This is a genomic window from Pseudomonas sp. TE12234 (assembly GCF_054061835.1).
On sequence record NZ_JBSSEP010000001.1, the window covers coordinates 686,643 to 704,968 of the forward strand.

Annotated in this window: 14 protein-coding genes; 3 read left to right on the forward strand and 11 right to left on the reverse strand. The window is 60.7% G+C overall.

Annotated features, from left to right (window positions below):
* Window positions 1-53 precede the first annotated feature (53 nt).
* From ACVWYU_RS03225 to ACVWYU_RS03245, 5 genes are all read right to left on the reverse strand, one after another.
* On the reverse strand, window positions 54-2,489 hold the full coding sequence (locus tag ACVWYU_RS03225; protein WP_457371876.1) for a TonB-dependent siderophore receptor: 2,436 nt from the start codon (window positions 2,487-2,489) through the stop codon (window positions 54-56).
* A 186-nt stretch (window positions 2,490-2,675) separates the two neighbouring features.
* Window positions 2,676-3,683: a FecR domain-containing protein gene (locus tag ACVWYU_RS03230; protein ID WP_457371877.1), complete on the reverse strand. Its 1,008-nt coding sequence runs from the start codon at window positions 3,681-3,683 to the stop codon at window positions 2,676-2,678.
* Window positions 3,680-4,198 carry an RNA polymerase sigma factor gene (locus tag ACVWYU_RS03235; RefSeq protein ID WP_090325797.1) on the reverse strand — a complete coding sequence of 173 codons (519 nt, stop codon included), beginning with the start codon at window positions 4,196-4,198 and terminating at the stop codon, window positions 3,680-3,682. Before ACVWYU_RS03235 ends, ACVWYU_RS03230 begins: the two co-directional genes overlap by 4 nt.
* 186 nt (window positions 4,199-4,384) lie before the next feature.
* A complete protein-coding gene (locus ACVWYU_RS03240; protein ID WP_457371878.1) occupies window positions 4,385-5,092 on the reverse strand; it encodes a 3'-5' exonuclease in 708 nt (235 codons plus the stop codon).
* The gene (locus tag ACVWYU_RS03245) at window positions 5,089-7,023 is read right to left on the reverse strand and encodes a putative nucleotidyltransferase substrate binding domain-containing protein (RefSeq protein ID WP_342671318.1); all 1,935 of its coding nucleotides are present in this window, start codon (window positions 7,021-7,023) and stop codon (window positions 5,089-5,091) included. Before ACVWYU_RS03245 ends, ACVWYU_RS03240 begins: the two co-directional genes overlap by 4 nt.
* 260 nt (window positions 7,024-7,283) lie before the next feature.
* Here ACVWYU_RS03245 and ACVWYU_RS03250 point away from each other — a divergent pair, with 260 nt between their 5' ends.
* Window positions 7,284-7,730 carry a response regulator gene (locus ACVWYU_RS03250; RefSeq protein WP_247254517.1) on the forward strand — a complete coding sequence of 149 codons (447 nt, stop codon included), beginning with the start codon at window positions 7,284-7,286 and terminating at the stop codon, window positions 7,728-7,730.
* A gap of 169 nt (window positions 7,731-7,899) precedes the next feature.
* On the opposite strand, the gene ACVWYU_RS03255 is transcribed toward ACVWYU_RS03250, so the two are convergent.
* Window positions 7,900-10,077, reverse strand: a complete 2,178-nt coding sequence (locus ACVWYU_RS03255) for a malate synthase G (protein WP_090325787.1) — start codon at window positions 10,075-10,077, stop codon at window positions 7,900-7,902.
* A 577-nt stretch (window positions 10,078-10,654) separates the two neighbouring features.
* Between ACVWYU_RS03255 and ACVWYU_RS03260 the strand changes: the two genes are divergently transcribed.
* Window positions 10,655-11,173, forward strand: a complete 519-nt coding sequence (locus tag ACVWYU_RS03260) for a glycine cleavage system protein R (protein ID WP_090325785.1) — start codon at window positions 10,655-10,657, stop codon at window positions 11,171-11,173.
* Between the two features lie 215 nt (window positions 11,174-11,388).
* On the opposite strand, the gene rarD is transcribed toward ACVWYU_RS03260, so the two are convergent.
* The 5 genes from rarD to ACVWYU_RS03285 all read right to left on the reverse strand — a co-directional run bounded on the left by rarD (window position 11,389) and on the right by ACVWYU_RS03285 (window position 17,146).
* Entirely contained in the window at window positions 11,389-12,276 is an 888-nt protein-coding gene (gene rarD / locus ACVWYU_RS03265) for an EamA family transporter RarD (RefSeq protein WP_390957446.1), read from the reverse strand.
* Window positions 12,277-12,459: 183 nt separating this feature from the next.
* Window positions 12,460-13,434, reverse strand: a complete 975-nt coding sequence (locus tag ACVWYU_RS03270; RefSeq protein ID WP_457371879.1) for a serine/threonine protein kinase — start codon at window positions 13,432-13,434, stop codon at window positions 12,460-12,462.
* A gap of 174 nt (window positions 13,435-13,608) precedes the next feature.
* The gene (locus tag ACVWYU_RS03275) at window positions 13,609-15,510 is read right to left on the reverse strand and encodes a PhoX family protein (RefSeq protein ID WP_457371880.1); all 1,902 of its coding nucleotides are present in this window, start codon (window positions 15,508-15,510) and stop codon (window positions 13,609-13,611) included.
* Window positions 15,511-15,577: 67 nt separating this feature from the next.
* Window positions 15,578-16,342, reverse strand: a complete 765-nt coding sequence (locus ACVWYU_RS03280) for a TOBE domain-containing protein (RefSeq protein ID WP_457371881.1) — start codon at window positions 16,340-16,342, stop codon at window positions 15,578-15,580.
* A gap of 63 nt (window positions 16,343-16,405) precedes the next feature.
* Entirely contained in the window at window positions 16,406-17,146 is a 741-nt protein-coding gene (locus tag ACVWYU_RS03285) for a phosphoribosyltransferase family protein (RefSeq protein ID WP_457371882.1), read from the reverse strand.
* An 86-nt stretch (window positions 17,147-17,232) separates the two neighbouring features.
* Here ACVWYU_RS03285 and bioB point away from each other — a divergent pair, with 86 nt between their 5' ends.
* Window positions 17,233-18,288 (forward strand): biotin synthase BioB, encoded by a 1,056-nt coding sequence (gene bioB / locus ACVWYU_RS03290; protein ID WP_090325772.1) that lies wholly within the window; start codon window positions 17,233-17,235, stop codon window positions 18,286-18,288.
* Window positions 18,289-18,326 lie beyond the last annotated feature (38 nt).

Here is an 18,326-nt window from a genome sequence, read left to right on the forward strand (position 1 = left end):
CCGAAGCCGTCCATGGAGGACGGCCTGGTTGTGGGGCAGGTCAGGTCACGCCCTTACCACTTGTAGTTAACGCTGGCCATGACGTTGCGGCGGTCGCCGTAGTAGCAATAGAAGCCGTCACAGGTTGAGATGTATTCCTTGTCGAATACGTTATTGGCATTGACGGCAACACTGACGCCCTTGAGCGTATTGTTCAGACGGCCCAGGTCGTAATGAACAGCGGCGTCATAGACGGTGTAGGAATCGGTATGGCCGTCTGATTTATCGCGCACGAATTCCATGCTGCCGATCGCGATGTTGTCGGTCTCGCCGATGTAGCGCACGCCGAATCCAAGTCCAAAACCATCCAGCACGCCGGTATGCCAGGTGTAGTCAGCCCAGGCAGAGGCCTGGTTTTCCGGCGTCAGTGGCAGGGGGCGATTTTGGTCCAGGGGGCTGGTGACTTTGGTCATCCTGGTGTTGGCGTAGGTATAGGCTGCCGTCAATTTGAGGTTTTCGTTGACGTCGCCGGTGGCTTCCAGCTCGAAGCCACGCACTTTGGCTTCACCCAGTGGACGCGATACGCCAAGGGTGTCGCTGAGCACGATGTCTTTTCGCGTCAGGTCATAGGCGGCGGCGGTGAACAGCATGTCGCTGCCTGGAGGCTGGTACTTGAGCCCCACTTCATATTGCTTGCCAGTGCCCGGGCGAAAAGCCTGGCCATTGGCACCACCTGCTTCGGCTTGAAAGGACTCGGCATAGGAGACGTAAGGGGTGAAGCCGGAATCGAACACATAGCTGAGGGCGGCATTGCCGGTGAAGGCGGTGTCGTTACGGGTGTCCCTGGCGTCGTTCAGGTTGTAGAAGGTCGAGTCGGTGTGCAGCCAGTCCTGCCGCCCACCCACCGTCAGGCGCCAGTTATCGAGGGCCATCTGGTCCTGGGCATAGAGGCCTGTGTCATGGGTCTTCTGGTTGTAGTCATTGAACGCGGTGTAGCTGACGTTGCTGAAGTCCTGGCCGTAAATCGGGTTGATGATATTGCTGGTCAGTGCGCTGCCATACAGCCATTGGTAGTTGGTGTTGACGCGCTGATGGTCAAGTCCCAGCAACACAGTGTGCTTGAGCGAACCCGTTTCAAAATCGGCCTGGAAGTTGTTGTCCACGGCGAACTGGCTGATGTCTTCGTTGACGATGTTGGCGCCCCGGGCCACGGTGCCGTCGTCACTGACCGAACCATAAAACCCGCCTGCAGTGATGCCCTGGAAGAATAGATCGCTCTTGGTATAGCGCAGGTTCTGACGGAACTGCCAAACGTCGTTCATCCGGTGCTCAAAGGCATAACCCAGGGCGTAGTAAGTCTTGTCGTAGAACTCCCATTGCGGGTCGCCGAGGTTCTTGTGGTACTTCACTTCGCCGGCAGGCGATGAAAGCCTGGTGCCTTGCAACGGCAGAAACTGGCTGGTGATGCCGGTATCGTCACGGTTGAACTGGCTGAGGAGGGTCAGTCGGGTATCGGGATCAATGTTCCAGGTCAGGCTGGGAGCGATGTTGTAGCGTTTGTCGTCGTTGTGCTCGATGGTGGTGTTGCTGTCCCGTACCACGCCGCTGACACGGTAGAGAAAGCGTCCGTCGTCGTCGAGCGGGCCGGTGCTGTCGAAGCTGATCTGCTTGCGCTGATAACTGCCGATCTGCAGTTGCACTTCGTTGCTGGCAAAGGCTTCAGGACGACGGCTGACCATATCGATCAACCCTCCGGGCGGCGTCTGGCCGTACACCGAGGATGCGGGGCCGCGCAGCAAGGCCACGCGCTCGAGATCCCAGGTTTCCATTTTCGGCATGGTGTAGGCGCCCTTGGGGAGCGGCAAGCCATCGAGAAATTGAGTCGGTTCAAATCCGCGGACCTTCAGCCACTCGGCGCGGCTGTCACTGCCGTAGCTGCTCGCGACAACACCGGGCATGTAACGGACGGCGTCGTCCAGGTTCTGTACGGCGCGATCTTGCATCTGCTCGCGAGTGGCGACCGAAATCGAACGCGGCACTTCGGCCAGAGCCGTATCCGTCTTGGTCCCGGCGGCCGTGCGCTTGGCCAGGTAGCCTTGCACCGGTCCCCAGGCGCTTTCAGTGTCTTCTACGCCGATCACACTGGTCGCCGGCAGGGCCAGCGCGCCCTCGGGGACGGCCGCCAGACTGAAGGTGCCGGTGCCGCTCTGTTCCAGTTGCAGGCCGCTGCCGCGCAAGGCTTCACGCAGGGCGCCAGGGGCGTCGAACTGGCCTTTGACCGGTGCCGAGGTCTTGCCCGCCGCCAGCGACGGATCGAGCGACAACGCCAGGCCGGCCTGACTGGCGATCTGGTTCAGCGTGCTGGCCAGGGGCGCGGCCGGCAAGTCGTAGGCGCGAACGCTGGTCGCCTGTTCAGCGGCAATCAATTGGCTGCTGGCCAGGGGGGCGCAAAGCGCAATGGCAACCGCCAGCAAACCGGGGCGCAACAAGGTGTCTGGGGAACGGGACATACGGCGGCTCCTGAAAGGGAATACTTCTCAATTGCCTGGGTGCCGAGCGAAAAGTGAAAAGTGATAGGGCGGGATGAAAATAATTTCGATTCAGTTATTTCGAGGTCATCGCGGACCAGCATGAGCCGGTTTGCCCAGCTATGCCCTTAAAAGCCCCGCGTTTATCCAATGAGCATGGCGTTATCGTTAACGACCATCGCTGGCAGGCCAGCTCAGGGGATTGCGCTTGGCCTCAGTCTTCGCCGCCACTGTCACCCACCATGGCGTGTGCTGGTCGATCTGCACCGGCAGGGTCGGCAGCAGCGCGTTCAGTGCCAGGTTGGTGTCCTTGAGCGGGAAGCTGCCGGTGATTCGCAGGTTGGCCACTGCCGGCGTGACGCTCAGATGTCCGGGGCGATAACGGGCTAACTCACGGATCAGGTCCTCCAGGCGCACGTTGTCCACCACCAGCATGCCGCGGGTCCAGGCATCCGCGCCGAGGTTGAGCGCAACGATCGGCCCCATGCCGTTGTTGCGTATCAGCACTTGCTGGCCTTCGCGCAGGATCTGTTCTTCCGGGCTCGATTCAGGATGCGCAGCCACCGCCGACTTCAATACGCTCAGGCGCGTGCCTTGTGCTTCACGCTTGACCAGAAACCGCGTACCGAGGGCACGCATGCTGCCTTCGCGGGTTTCGACGATAAACGGACGGGCATCGCCATGGGCGGTTTCGACCAGGATTTCGCCTTCCTGGAGAATGACCCGGCGCTGCTTCTCGTCGAAGCACACATCGATGGCACTGTGGGTGTTGAGGTTGATCAGCGTGCCGTCGGCCAGGCGCAGGGTGCGTTGCTCGCCGGTGGCGGTGCGCTGGTCCGCCAGCCAATAGTCGATTGGCAGGTACCGATCCGCAGTGAACAGCGCCAGGCCAATCACGGCGACGACACTGGCCAGGCCGCTGCCAAGCTTGCGCACTCGCCGGCGAATGTTTTCGCGCGATTGCAGCAGGGCGGTGCGGGCCGGACCGCTGGCGACGCTGAAACGCTGGTCAAGCATGCCCAGTTGGCGCCAGGCGCGCGCATGCTCTTCGTGGGCCGCGTGCCATTTGGCGAACGCTTCGCGCTCGACCGCAGTGCCGGAGTCCAGTGACAGCTGCCAGGCAATCGCGGCGTCCAGCACCTGTGCCGACACCGGCCTGGAACTGGCCGGGCTCACGTCGGCTCACCGTACAGCGCGATGTAGCACTGCCGAATACCTTGGGCCAGGTATTGGCGCACCCGTGGCACTGAGACACCCAGGCGTTCGGCGATTTGTGCGTGTCCCAGGCCGTCGAGACGGTTGTAGAGAAACGCCGCCCGCGCCTTGCTCGACAGTTTGCCGAGCAGGCGATCGATGTTTTTCAGGTCTTCGAGGATCATTTGCTGTTCTTCCACCGACGGTTGCTCGGCTTCGGGAATCAGCATCAGTTCGGTCAGGTAAGCCTGTTCCAGTGCGGCTCTACGGAAGTGGTCAAACAGCAGGCCCTTGGCAATCGCCACCAGAAAGGCCCGCGGTTCGCGTGGCGCCGTCAATTGCTCACGGCCGAGCAAGCGCAGGAACGTGTCCTGACTCAGGTCTTCGGCGCGTTGCGGGCAAGCCACGTTGCGCCGAAGCCAGGCCAACAGCCAACCGCGATGGTCGCGATATAACGCACCGACGAGCTCATTTTGGGGGCTTGGGACTGGCGTCACGTAGCATTACCGATTGGGAAATATTAACTAACGAGAATTGTTCGCGATTGTGTCAGAGGCGGGGGAGGTAATGCAATTGGCGTTGGTCGGGAGACCGCGTCATCGTTCATCGCGGGCAAGCCGCGCTTCCACAGGGATTGTGCGTAACCTTGTGGGTGCGTGGCTTGCCCGCGATGGGGCCGGAAATCAGAAGGACGGTGTGTGCTGCCGTCGCTTCCACTGATTCAAGCGCTGCTGCAAATTCAACGGGCTATGAATCTGTTGCTGCCGCGCCCGGCTGAACAGGATCAGCGCCAATTCGGCGGTGGCCAGGGCATCGGCGCTGGCGTTGTGGCGTTCGAAGACTTCGAGCTTGAACCAGTCGATCCACTCGTCCAGTCCGGCTTCGCGGATATTGGCTTGCGGGCACAGCAGCGGGGCGATGTCCGCCACATCCAGAAATGGATGCTGCAACTTGTAGCCCAGATGGTCTTTCAAGGCGCGACTGAGCATGTGTTGGTCGAAAGGCGCATGAAAGGCCAGGATCGGGCTGTCGCCGACGAACTCCATGAATTCGACCAATGCCTGCGCCGGGTCGCTGCCGGCGGCAATCGCGCTGGGGCCGATGCCGTGGATCAAGACGCTGGGGCCGAGTTTGACCTCGGTGCACTGCAGGGTGCGTTCGAATTGCTGGCTGAAATCAATCGCGCCGTCCTCGATCACCACCGCGCCGATGGACAACACGCGGTCCTTGTTCAGGTTCAGCCCGGTGGTCTCCAGGTCGAGTACCACCCAGCGCTGTTCGCGCAGGCTGCACTCGCTCAGTCCGGCGGGCGTTGGCAAGCGTTGCAGGCGTTGTTGCAGCTCCCCGGACAGGATCGGGCCGGCCGGGCGCAGCCATGAAAACAGGCTCATAGCTGATACCGCAGGGCCAGGCTGCTTTGCAGGCGTTGTGCCTGGCGCAGGGATTCACGCAGGATCCGTCGATCCAGATGATTGAGGCTGTCCGGATCGACGCGGTTGGAGTAGGGCAGATTCTCCCGGGTCTGGAGTTGATGTTGCTGCATGCGGGTTTGCTGGATGAAGTGATACGCCTCTTCATACGCTGCGCCGTCCAGCGGCTCGATGACCTCTTTGTCGACCAGCTGGCGAAACCGCTCCAGGGTATTGTTGGCTTCGATGCCGTTGGCCAACGCCAGTAATCGTGCGCCGTCGACGAACGGGGTCAGGCCCTGAACCTTCAGGTCGAGGGTGGCCTTCTCGCCATTTTTTCGGGCCAGGACAAACTCGCGGAAACGGCCCACGGGCGGACGATTGCGCAAGGCGTTCTCGGCCATCATGCGCTGGAACAAGCGGTTGTCGCCGACTTGATCGAGAATCGCGCGGCGCAACTGTTCGCAGCCTTGCTCGCTGCCCCAGACCACGCGCAAATCGAAATAGATGCTCGAACCGAGCAGGTTCTCAGGCGTCGCCTCGCGGATAAACGCAGCAAAGCGCCGTGCCCATTCGGCCCGGGACAAACACAGTTCGGGGTTGCCGGCCATGATGTTGCCCTTGCACAGGGTGAAACCGCACAGGGCCAGGCTCTGGTTGATCTGTTGGGCGATGGGCAGCAACTTGCCGCGGATCTCAGCGGCGTGGGCGGCGTCCCGCGCTTCAAAAATGATGCCGTTGTCCTGATCGGTATGCAGGGTTTGTTCGCGGCGGCCTTCGCTGCCGAAGCACAGCCAACTGAACGGTATGCCCGGGTCGCCTTTCTCGGCCAGGGTCAATTCGATCACTCGGCACACGGTGTGATCGTTGAGCAGGGTGATGATGTGGGTGATCTGGGTTGAAGACGCCCCGTGGGCCAGCATGCGTTCCACTAGTTGGCCGATCTCGCCGCGTAGCGTGACCAGGTTTTCCACGCGCTGGGCGCTGCGAATGGTGCGCGCCAGGTGCACCAGGTCGACCCGTTGCAGGGAAAACAGGTCACGTTCCGAGACCACGCCACACAGGCGCTGATCCTTGACCAGGCAGACGTGGGCGATGTGGCGTTCGGTCATGGCGATGGCCGCATCGAAGGCGCTGTGATCCGGCGACAGGAAAAACGGCGCCTGGGTCATGTGCCGTTCGATGGCTTCGTTGAAGTCATTCGTGCCGTTGGCCACGACCTGGCGCAAGTCGCGCAGGGTGAAAATCCCCAGCGGCGCCTTTTGCTCGTTGACCACCACAATGCTGCCCACCTGCTGTTCGTGCATCAGGGTCACGGCTTCGCGCAGGGGCGTCATCGGGTTGCAGGTCACCGGATGGCGCATGGCCAATTCGCCGAGGCGGGTGTTGAGCGAGTATTGGGTGCCGAGGGTTTCCACGGCTTTTTGCTGGACCTGCTGGTTGACCTGATCCAGCAGGCTACTGACGCCGCGTAGGGCAAAGTCGCGAAAGGTGCTGGAAATGGCGAACAGTTTGATGAATGCGAGCTTGTTCAGCTGTAGGCAAAAGGTGTCTTCGGCGGCCAGATGCTCGGTGCGGGTCGCCCGTTCGCCCAGCAACGCGGCGAGGGGAAAGCACTCGCCGGTGGTGATCTCGAAGGTCGTTTCGGTACCGCCCTTGGCCGTGTGCGGACGCTCGCCCACGACCCGACCCTGCTTGACGATGTAAAAGTGCTCAACCGGGCCATCGGCAGGCTTGATGATGCTCTCGCCGGGCGCATAAAAACGCAGCTGACATTGTTCAACCAGGTACGCCAGGTGAGCGTGCTCCATCTGATTGAAGGGCGGGAAGCGCTGAAGAAATTGCAGGGTGCCCTGGATGTTTTGCAACACCGCCGTTTTCCCTGCTTGTGTGAAGGCGTCCGCTTTACTCATAACCATAACCGCAGTCTTTTTTGGATTTGTTGTCGTCGGATGACTCAGCCATGGTCGGCCCCTGCGGTCCGGGTGCCCATTGGACGTAAGTCTAGGTAGGTGATGTGTGAGAGGGAATGTCGGAAAAGCCTTACGCAATTGTGCGAAAAACCTTTCCGTACACCTATTGGAAAAATATCTGACGAAGTGCACATTGAGGGTCTGCTTAGCGATGTCTGACCACTGTGCTAGGGAATTGAACTGAACATGTAGAGAAAGCCATGTCCGACCACGATATTTTGAGTGACGCCGAGCGCGAGGCGCTCAGTGCCGTCATGCTGGAACCTGACTTGCCGCCGCAGCGCGTGCTGATCGTCGATGACGATAAAGACGCCCGGGAATTGCTGTCAGAGATTCTGGCGCTCAACGGGATTCGCTGCCTGACCGCTGCCAGTGGCGAGACTGCACTCAAGATGCTGGAAGAGAAACCGGCGATTGGCCTGGTGATCACGGATTTGCGCATGGGCCACATAGACGGCCTGGACCTGATCCGCCGGGTGCGTGAATCGGTGCGGGCGGCAATGCCGGTCATCATCGTCTCGGGGGACGCCGACGTGAAAGACGCCATCGCCGCAATGCATTTGAGCGTGGTGGATTTCCTGCTCAAGCCGATTGATAGCGACAAGTTGCTGGAGTTGGTCAAGCATGAGCTGGGGATGGAGCCTTAGTCACCCCTGTAGAGCCGGCTTGCTGGCGAAGAACGTTTACACATTTTGCCTGATTCACTGCGGCGTCTGGATCGCCAGCAAGCCGGCTCCTGCGGGAAGGCATGACACCCATGAATAAAAAGGCCCTGATCCGAAGATCAGGGCCTTTTTTTACGGCGCAAACGCTCAGTTACAGGCCATTGGCAGCCTTGAACTCGCGACGACGACGGTGCAGGACCGGCTCGGTGTAGCCGTTCGGTTGCTTGGTACCTTCGATCACCAGCTCGACAGCGGCCTGGAAGGCGATGTTGCTGTCGAAGTTCGGTGCCAGAGGACGGTACAGCGCATCACCCGCGTTCTGACGGTCCACCACCGGCGCCATGCGCTTGAGGCTTTCCATCACTTGCTCTTGAGTGACGATACCGTGACGCAGCCAGTTGGCGATGTGCTGGCTGGAAATACGCAGCGTCGCACGGTCTTCCATCAGGCCGACGTCGTTGATGTCCGGCACTTTCGAACAGCCGACGCCCTGGTCGATCCAGCGCACCACGTAACCGAGAATGCCCTGGGCGTTGTTGTCCAGTTCGTTCTTGATCTGCTCGGCGGTCCACTGCGGGTTCACCGCCAGCGGAATGGTCAGGATGTCGTCCACCGAGGCGTGAGCACGCTTGGCCAGTTCGGCCTGGCGCGCGAACACGTCAACCTTGTGGTAATGCAGTGCGTGCAAGGCGGCGGCGGTCGGCGAAGGTACCCAGGCGGTGTTGGCGCCGGCCAGTGGATGAGCGATTTTCTGTTCGAGCATCGCGGCCATCAAGTCCGGCATGGCCCACATGCCTTTACCGATTTGTGCGCGACCCTGCAGGCCGGTGCTCAAGCCGATATCGACGTTGGAGTTCTCATAGGCACCAATCCATTTTTCCGCCTTCATGTCGGCCTTGCGCACCATCGGGCCGGCTTCCATGGAAGTGTGGATTTCGTCACCGGTACGGTCGAGGAAGCCGGTGTTGATAAACACCACGCGCTCGCTGGCCGCCTTGATGCAGGCCTTGAGGTTGATCGTGGTACGACGCTCCTCGTCCATGATCCCGACTTTGAGGGTGTTGCGTGGCAGGGCCAGTACGTCTTCGATGCGACCGAACAGCTCGTTGGTGAATGCGGCTTCTTCCGGCCCGTGCATTTTCGGTTTGACGATGTAGATCGAACCGGTGCGAGTGTTTTTGCGCGACGTGTTGCCGTTCAGGTTGTGCAGCGCGGCCAGGCAAGTGACCAGGCCATCGAGGATACCTTCCGGCACTTCGTTGCCGTCTTTATCCAGGATCGCGTCGATGGTCATCAGGTGACCGACGTTGCGCACGAACAGCAACGAACGGCCGTGCAGGCTCAGTTCACTGCCATCGACGGCGGTGTAGGTACGGTCGGCGTTCATGGTGCGGGTAAACGTCTTGCCGCCCTTGGCGACTTCTTCCGACAGGTCGCCCTTCATCAGGCCGAGCCAGTTGCGGTAGATCACCACTTTGTCATCGGCATCGACTGCAGCGACGGAGTCTTCGCAGTCCATGATGGTGGTCAGCGCCGCCTCCATCAGGATGTCTTTGACACCGGCGGCATCGGTCTGGCCGACCGGGGTGCTGGCATCGACCTGGATTTCGAAATGCAGGCCGTGGTTTTTCAGCAGGATCGCGGTGGGGGCCGAAGCAGCGCCCTGGAAGCCGATCAACTGGGCGTCGTTGCGCAGGCCGGTGTTGCTGCCACCTTTGAGGGCGACCACCAGTTTGCCGTCAACGATTTTGTAGCCGGTGGAGTCGACGTGGGAGCCGGCCGCCAATGGTGCCGCTTCGTCGAGGAAGGCACGGGCGAAGGCGATGACCTTGTCGCCGCGCACCTTGTTGTAGCCTTTGCCTTTTTCCGCGCCGTCAGCTTCGCTGATCGCGTCGGTGCCGTAGAGCGCGTCGTACAGCGAACCCCAGCGGGCGTTCGAAGCATTGAGCGCGAAACGGGCGTTCATCACCGGCACTACGAGTTGCGGGCCGGCCATGCGGGCGATTTCATCATCGACATTTTGCGTCGTTGCCTGGAAATCGGCTGCTTCTGGCAGCAGATAACCGATGTCTTGCAGGAAGGCTTTATAGGCCACGGCGTCGTGTGGCTGACCGGCACGGGATTGGTGCCAGCCATCGATACGAGCCTGGAGATCGTCGCGTTTGGCGAGTAGGGCTTTGTTCTTCGGCGCCAGGTCATGAATGACCTTGTCGGCACCGGCCCAGAACGTATCGGCGGTGAGGCCGGAACCGGGAATGGCTTCGTTGTTCACGAAGTCGAACAGGACTTTGGCGACCTGCAGGCCACCGACTTGAACGTGTTCAGTCATTGCTTGCCTCACTCTGCTCAGCTATTTCGCTTTTCAGCTCTTCAATTTAACAATGAAGCCTTTGGCATTTAAACCACAAACCCTGGGACCAGTACATGCCATTTCTGACGGCTGGGTGGGGACCAATCAACGGCGCGGAGGCCGTGCTGACGGGGCTTTCAGGGATGCGACTGCGCCTGAGGCAGACATCGATCCAACGTTATGTAGTGCGCGCTGCGGCATACTACATGATGAATTGCGCTTGTGAAAATTAGACTAATTACGTCGTTCTGCGACCCCATGACGCATTGCAGTCACGCCGGGGATCGGGATGTTCTCAAAAAACTATGAGATTGTTCCAGTTAAATATAAAAAGTTGTACACATAATCTTTGCTGCACGGCTATGGGGCTTTGTTTTTTGGTGGCGAGGGAGCTTGCTCCCACTGGCTCGCGAATCAAGCCCAAAAGCTTTTACGACCGCTACGCGGTCGAGCGGGAGCAAGCTCCCTCGCCACAGAAAAGCTGCGCCAAGCCGATTCCGGTGCCTTGCCTATACTTGGTTTTCGATAACAAAAGTCATGACCAGAGGGCTGCGCCATGGACCACCTCGTACTCACCGTTTTTGCACCGGACAAGCCAGGGCAGGTCGAGCGCATTGCCCAATGCATTGCCGAGCACGGCGGCAACTGGCTGGAAAGCCGCATGTCACGCATGGCCGGGCAGTTCGCCGGGATCCTTCGAGTGGGCGTGCCGGCAGAGGCCTACGATGCGTTGGTCGATGCCCTGCAAGGCCTGTCCGCCCAGGGCATTCGCGTCTTGATCGCCGAAAGCGGCATCGAACAATCCTGCACCTGGAAACCCATCGCCATGGAGCTGGTAGGCAATGACCGGCCGGGGATCGTGCGTGATATCACTCGACTGTTGAGTGAGCAGGGGGTGAATCTGGAACGGCTGGTGACTGAGGTGCGGCCGGCTCCGATGAGCAGTGAGCCGCTGTTCCACGCCGAAGCGATTCTCGCGGTGCCGTTGACCTTGTCCCTGGATGTATTGCAGTCGCGCCTGGAAACCCTGGCCGACGATCTGATGGTGGAGTTGGTGCTGCGCAGTGAGCCTTGATCGGGTTATCCAAGTTAAACGTGCACCCGCCTGTGGATAACCTGTAGAGACAGCCCGCCAGGCCACGCCGACCGGGGCTTTTCAGGAATTGATCAAAAAACCAACAGTTTCAGCGACTTGCGCACATTCGCCGGGGATCAGGCTGTGGATAACCTTGGGAAGAAACGATGCAGGCCACGATTGACGTGGCCTGCAGAGGTTTGTGCGTTTTTTGATCAGCCTCGGCGGCGCAGGCTGAGCCATGCGTCGACGCTGTAAACGGCCAGGCCGGCCCAGATAAAGATGAAGGCCAGCAACGTACTCGACGACAGGTGTTCGCCAAACAGCAGCACGGCCAGCAACAACACCAATGTCGGTGCCACGTACTGGAGAAACCCCAGCGTGGTGTAGGGCAAATGCCGTGCAGCAGCGTTGAAGCAGACCAGCGGCACCAGCGTCACCGGGCCGGCAGCGACCAGCCACCAGGCTTCGGACGTCGTCCAGAACTCAGGTTGAGTACTCGCAGCGGTCGGATTGAACAGCAACCAGGCGACGGCAATCGGCACCAGCATCCAGGTCTCCACCACCAGCCCCGGCAATGCCTTGACCGGTGCCTGCTTGCGGATCAACCCGTAGCAACCGAAGGTCAGGGCCAACACCAGCGACACCCACGGCAGGCTCCCTACCTGCCACACCTGCTGCGCCACACCGATCGCCGCCAGACCCACGGCGATCCACTGCATGCGCCGTAGCCGTTCGCCGAGGATCAACATGCCCAGCAGCACGTTTACCAGCGGGTTGATGTAATAGCCAAGGCTGGCTTCAAGCATGCGTCCGTTATTCACCGACCAGACATACGTCAGCCAGTTGGCGGCGATCAGCGTGCCGCTCAGGGCCAGGATCGCCAGTCGTTTCGGGTTCTCCCGCAGCTCGCGCCACCAGCCCGGATGTTTCCAGACCATCAGCAGCAAAGAGCCGAACAGCGCCGACCACAACACACGGTGGATGATGATCTCCACGGCGGGCACATTGGCGATGGCTTTGAAGTAGAGCGGGAAAATTCCCCAGATGATGTAGGCACTCAGGCCCAGGATGTACCCCCGACGGAGGTTGGCAGCTTGCATGCAGAGTCCTTGCTTAGGCAGCTAACAAAGAGGGGATTGTAAGGAGATTTTTCCTGATGTGCTGATCGATGTAGGAGCGAGCCTGCTCGCGATGAACTCAAAGGCGCCGTGGGGTATCAGGTTCCCCGCGTTATCGTTCACAACCATCGCGAGCAGGCTCGCTCCTGCAGGGGGCGCTGCTGTTTAGAAAAGTTTCAGCGGTTCTTCGTTGAGTGCCGCGAGTTGTTCACGCAATGCCAACACCTGATCGCCCCAATACCTTTCCGTCCCGAACCACGGAAAACTGCGCGGGAAGGCCGGGTCGTCCCAGCGGCGGGCGAGCCAGGCGCTGTAGTGCATCAGGCGCAAGGCGCGCAGTGGTTCGATCAAGGCCAGTTCGCGCGGGTTGAAATCGTGGAATTCGTTGTAACCGTCCATCAATTCCGACAATTGTCCGAGGCAATCCTGGCGATCCCCCGCCAGCATCATCCAGATGTCCTGCACCGCAGGGCCCATGCGGCAGTCGTCGAGGTCGACGATGTGGAACATTTCGTCGCGGCACATCATGTTGCCGGGGTGGCAGTCGCCATGCATGCGGATGTTCTGGTGTGGCGTGGCGTCGTAGACCTCTTTCACGCGCTTGAGCAGATCACGGGCCACCGACTCGTAGGCCGGCAGCAGGCTGCGGGGGATGAAGTTGCCTTCGAGCAAGGTGGTCAGCGAGTCATAACCGAAATTCTTCACACCCAGTGCTTCACGGTGCACGAACGGTTTGGTCGCGCCCACCGCGTGCAGGCGACCGAGCAGTTGCCCGAGGCGATACAACTGATCGAGGTTGCCTGGCTCCGGCGCACGGCCACCACGGCGGGGGAACAGGGTGAAGCGAAAGCCGTTGTGTTCGTGCAGGGTTTCACCGTTATGGATCAGCGGCGCGACGACCGGCACCTCGACGTCGGCGAGTTCGAAGGTGAACTGGTGTTCTTCGAGAATCGCTTCGTTGGTCCAGCGCTGCGGACGGTAGAACTTGGCGATCAGCGGCTCGGAGTCTTCGATGCCGACTTGATAGACGCGGTTCTCATAGCTGTTGAGCGCCAGAATGCGCGCGTCGCTGAGAAAGCCGATGCTTTCGACGGCATCGAGCACGAGGTCTGGGGTGAGTGTTTCAAACGGGTGGGCCATGCTGACTCCTGCGCGCAGCAGGCTGCCGCGTCCGGCCATGCATGGTAGCGCAGACGGGACTTCTTGAGTGACTGGGCTTGAGATGTGTGTGGTTTGGGCCGACGTCATCGCGAGCAAGCTCCCCAGGTTCGGTGTTGCCCATATGGGAGCGAGCCTGCTCGCGATGAGGCCTTATCAGGCGCCGACGACCCCGCCATCCTCTCGGGTAATCGCCATCACCGAAGACCGCGGTTTACCGTTCGGCAAATGCTCGGGGAAGGTCGATCCGCCGTTTTCGCCAGGATGCTGAATCCCGACGAACAGCGTCTTTTGATCCGGCGAGAAGCTGATCCCCGTCACCTCGCAACCAATCGGCCCGACCATGAAGCGGCGAATCTCACCCGTCTGCGGGTCGGCACAGAGCATCTGGTTGTTGCCCATGCCCGCAAAGTCGCCGGCATTGCTCATGTCGCCGTCGGTCAGAATCCACAAGCGCCCGGCCTTGTCGAAACCCAATCCATCGGGGCTGTTGAACATGTTCTGGGCCGTGATGTTCGACGATCCAGCCTTCGGCGTCCCGGCGTGCACCTGCGGGTTGCCCGCTACGACAAACAAGTCCCAGGCGAACGTGTTCGCGCCATGGTCATCGCGGTCGGTGCGCCAGCGCAGGATTTGCCCGTAGACGTTCTTCTCCCGCGGGTTCGGACCGCCTACCGGCTGGCTGTCTTCGCCGCGTTTGGCGTTGTTGGTCAGTGTGCAATAAACCTGGCCATCCATGGGACTGACGACGATCCATTCCGGGCGGTCCATGCGCGTGGCTTGCACCACGCTGGCGGCCAGGCGTGCATGAATGAGCACCTCAGCCTGATCGGCAAAACCGCTGCTGGCGTCGATGCCGTTCTTGCCGTGGGTCAGTTCGATCCATTCGCCCTGGCCTTTGGGGTGATCAGCATTGCCGTCGCCGGCGTCGAAACGCGCCACGTACAAGGTGCCGTGGTCCAGCAGGTCGCGGTTGGCCTTGGGATTCTTGTGGTCGATCTTGTCGCGGCTGACGAATTTGTAGATGAACTCGCCGCGTTCATCGTCGCCCATGTACACCACGGCACGACCGTCGCCGGTTTCCGCCAGGGCCGCGTTTTCATGTTTGAAGCGGCCCAGTGCGGTGCGTTTGACCGGGGTCGATTTCGGGTCGAACGGGTCGATCTCCACCACCCAGCCGTGACGGTTGAGTTCGTTGGGGTTCTTGGCCAGGTCGAAGCGCTCGTTGTGCGGGTGCCAGTTGATTTCTTTGCTGGTCGCCACCGCGCCGTAGCGCTTCTGTGCGGCATCGAATTTCTGTTCGGCATCGCTGCTGCCGAAGCAGTCGGTGAAGTTCTCTTCGCAGGTCAGATACGTGCCCCACGGCGTCTTGCCGTTGGCGCAGTTCTGGAACGTCCCGAGGACGTTCTTGCCATACGGGTCGGCGCTGGTTTTCAACAGGTCGTGACCCGCTGCCGGGCCGCTCAGGCTGATCGGCGAATTGCCGTGGATGCGTCGGTTGTAGTGCGAGCCCTGGACGAACTGCCAGTGACCGTTCTTGCGCTGCACTTCGATCACCGACACGCCTTCGCAGGCCAGTGCCTTGCGCACGTCATGCGCCGACTGCGGCATGCCGCCGTGGGGATAGAGGTAGCGGTAGTTGGTGTATTCGTTATTGATCGCCATCAGCGCCCGGTCTTTTTCACCGGGGAATTCAAACAGGCTCATACCGTCGTTGTTGTCGCCGAACTGCACTTCCTGATGCTCGGCCGTGCCATTGCCGCTGGGGTCGAAGGCCGGACCGTTTTTCTGCAGGGGCTGGCCCCAGCTGATCAGTACCGAGGATTTGTAGCCAGGCGGCAGGGAGATCGCATCGCTGGTGGCGGCGGGGATGCTGTCGAAACCCAGCAATTGGCTGTTGCCGGCGCTGACTCCAGCGGCCAGCACACTACGGCTCAACAGGTTGCCGCCGAGAAACATGGCGGCACCGCACAGGGCGCCCGCGCTGATGAAACCGCGACGGCTGAGGCCGACCATTTGTTCGAGGTCGGTGGGTTGGTTGTCTTCTAATAGGCTCACATCAGGCTCCCTGCGAATTTTGCAGTCACCTTAATGATGGGGGATGAAGCTTTTGTTTCAGTTGTCTTTACAGCGGCGTGCCGAGCAAGACGTTGGACGGCGAGAACTGCACGCGTACCGATTTGCCGGTGCCCAGCTGGCGTGATTGCAAATGCCGGGATTCGGCCAGGGCGCAGAGGGTCTGGCCATTGGGCAGGCCGATGCGCACTTCGCAGGGACCGTCTTCGGCATCGAGGATCTGGTCGATGACGCCCTCCAGGCAATTGTGTCCGGGTGTTGCTGCATCGTCGCTGCCGAGCAGTTCGAGCCAGCCGGCCTTGATCAGGGCCACGACTTCAGTGCCGGTTTGCAGGTCCAGGCGCAGGGTGCTGTCGTGGGTAATTTGCGCATCGAGGCTCAAGCCTTTGGCCAGCTCAAGGCGAACCCGGTCGTTATGCCCTTGGGTTTCAATGGCCACCACCTTGCCGTGCAACTGATTGCGTGCGCTGGTCCTGAGCATCAGGCGACCGAGCAGGTCGAGGTCGCTGGCTTCTTCAGCCGCTTCCAGGACCTGGGCCTGCAACGCCTGCAGTTTTTGATAGAGGCGCAAGACCCGCTCCCCTTCGGCGGACAGTTTGGCGCCGCCACCGCCCTTGCCGCCGACGCTGCGTTCCACCAGTGGTTTCTGCGCGAGGTTGTTCAGCTCGTCAATCGCGTCCCAGGCCGCCTTGTAGCTCAGGCCCGCGCTTTTCGCCGCGCGGGTGATCGACCCCTGTTCGGCGATGTGTTGCAACAGGGCAATGCGCTGCGGGCGGCGGACAATGTGCTGGGACAACAATGTAGGCAAGGACATGGCAAGGCGCTATGGGCTGTGACGATGATGCGGACGTTGGCGGCTCGGGGCGCGGGAGTCAAGTCACGGCGACTCGCCAGGTTTGGGCGTGCGTGCCAGGCAATAGACGTCGACCTGCCTGGCGCCCGCGTCCATCAGCAGGCGTGCGATGGCTTGCGCGGTGGCGCCGGTGGTCAGGACATCGTCCACCAGTGCCAGGTGGCGTCCTTTTGGCGAAGCGTCGGCGGCCAGGGCGAAGGCATTGCGCAGGTTTTTTTTGCGCGCCTCGGCATTCAGGTCTTGTTGAGCGTCCGTATCGTGGGGTCTGAGCAGCAACCGTTCATCGGAAGGTATATCAAGGTGGGCGCTGAGCCAGCGCGCCAGCATGGCGGCCTGATTGAACCCCCGTTGGCGCAGACGCCGGTTGGCCATCGGTACAGGTACCAGCGCATCGGGGCGCGCCAGGTCGTCGTCGAAGCGATGTTGCAGCGATTGGGCGAGAAGTTCGCCGAGCAGGTGACCATAGGGCCATTTCGCGTTGTGTTTGAAACGGGTAATCAGGCTGTCGATCGGGAATCCATAAGTCCAGGGTGCGATCACCTGTTTAAAGGCGGGAGGCCGGTGCAGGCATTGGCCGCACTCGAGGCCCGAAGCCGGCATGGGCAGGGCACAGGTCTGGCAATGATCGCCGAGCCAGGGCAGCTCGGTTTCGCAGCTGACGCAGATGGGCGTGGTGCCATCGGCGGGTTCATCACAGAGCAGGCAGGATTGTTTGTTTTTTAACCAGATGTAAACCGGTCCTTGGTATCGAGGTTGACAGTGCATCGCTCTTCCTTAAATATGCCGAAACATCTTGATGCGACTGCGATTCCATCCCCAGCCGCCTGTCCAAGCATAAAAAGGAAGCACCCATGAGCGCCAGCACCTCGGCAACCCTGCGTCATGACTGGTCTTTGGCCGAAGTCAAAGCACTCTTCGTTCAGCCATTCAACGACCTGTTGTTCCAGGCTCAGACGGTGCACCGTGCGCATTTCGACGCCAACCGTGTTCAGGTGTCGACCCTGCTGTCGATCAAAACCGGCGCCTGCCCGGAAGATTGCAAATATTGCCCACAGTCCGGTCACTACAACACCGGCCTGGAAAAAGAAAAACTGATGGAAGTGCAGAAGGTCCTCGAAGAGGCTGCACGCGCCAAGGCCATCGGTTCGACCCGTTTCTGCATGGGCGCGGCGTGGAAACACCCGTCGGCCAAAGACATGCCCTACGTGCTGAAAATGGTCGAAGGCGTAAAAGCCCTGGGCCTGGAAACCTGCATGACCCTCGGTCGCCTGGATCAGGAGCAGACCGAAGCCCTGGCCAAGGCCGGCCTCGACTACTACAACCACAACCTCGATACCTCGCCCGAGTTCTACGGCAGCATCATCACCACCCGCACCTACAGCGAACGCCTGCAAACCCTGGCGTACGTACGTGATTCGGGGATGAAAATCTGCTCCGGCGGCATTCTCGGCATGGGCGAGTCCCTCGACGACCGCGCCAACCTGCTGATCCAGCTGGCCAACCTGCCGGAGCATCCGGAGTCGGTGCCGATCAACATGCTGGTGAAAGTCGCCGGCACACCGCTGGAAAATGCCGACGACGTCGACCCGTTCGACTTCATTCGCATGCTCGCCGTTGCCCGGATCCTGATGCCGAAGTCCCACGTGCGCCTGTCCGCCGGCCGCGAAGCGATGAACGAGCAGATGCAGGCCCTGGCGTTCTTCGCCGGCGCCAACTCGATTTTCTACGGCGAGAAATTGCTGACCACCGCCAACCCGCAGGCCGACAAGGACATGCAGCTGTTCTCGCGTCTGGGCATCCTGCCGGAAGCCCGCGAAGAGCACGCCGACGAAGTTCATCAGGCCGCCATCGAACAGGCGCTGGTGGAGCAGAAGAGCAGCGAGCAGTTTTATAACGCGGCGGTTTAATCACGGCGCCTGTTCCATTGCTGGAATGCAAAACCCTG

Bases quoted from the DNA above. Each gene is read 5' to 3' on its own strand.
- ACVWYU_RS03255 (WP_090325787.1), bottom strand. From the start codon at position 10,077: ATGACTGAACACGTTCAAGTCGGTGGCCTGCAGGTCGCCAAAGTCCTG.
- ACVWYU_RS03260 (WP_090325785.1), top strand. From the start codon at position 10,655: ATGGACCACCTCGTACTCACCGTTTTTGCACCGGACAAGCCAGGGCAG.
- ACVWYU_RS03240 (WP_457371878.1), bottom strand. From the start codon at position 5,092: ATGAGCCTGTTTTCATGGCTGCGCCCGGCCGGCCCGATCCTGTCCGGG.
- ACVWYU_RS03250 (WP_247254517.1), top strand. From the start codon at position 7,284: ATGTCCGACCACGATATTTTGAGTGACGCCGAGCGCGAGGCGCTCAGT.
- ACVWYU_RS03280 (WP_457371881.1), bottom strand. From the start codon at position 16,342: ATGTCCTTGCCTACATTGTTGTCCCAGCACATTGTCCGCCGCCCGCAG.
- ACVWYU_RS03270 (WP_457371879.1), bottom strand. From the start codon at position 13,434: ATGGCCCACCCGTTTGAAACACTCACCCCAGACCTCGTGCTCGATGCC.
- rarD (WP_390957446.1), bottom strand. From the start codon at position 12,276: ATGCAAGCTGCCAACCTCCGTCGGGGGTACATCCTGGGCCTGAGTGCC.
- ACVWYU_RS03225 (WP_457371876.1), bottom strand. From the start codon at position 2,489: ATGTCCCGTTCCCCAGACACCTTGTTGCGCCCCGGTTTGCTGGCGGTT.
- bioB (WP_090325772.1), top strand. From the start codon at position 17,233: ATGAGCGCCAGCACCTCGGCAACCCTGCGTCATGACTGGTCTTTGGCC.
- ACVWYU_RS03245 (WP_342671318.1), bottom strand. From the start codon at position 7,023: ATGAGTAAAGCGGACGCCTTCACACAAGCAGGGAAAACGGCGGTGTTG.
- ACVWYU_RS03285 (WP_457371882.1), bottom strand. From the start codon at position 17,146: ATGCACTGTCAACCTCGATACCAAGGACCGGTTTACATCTGGTTAAAA.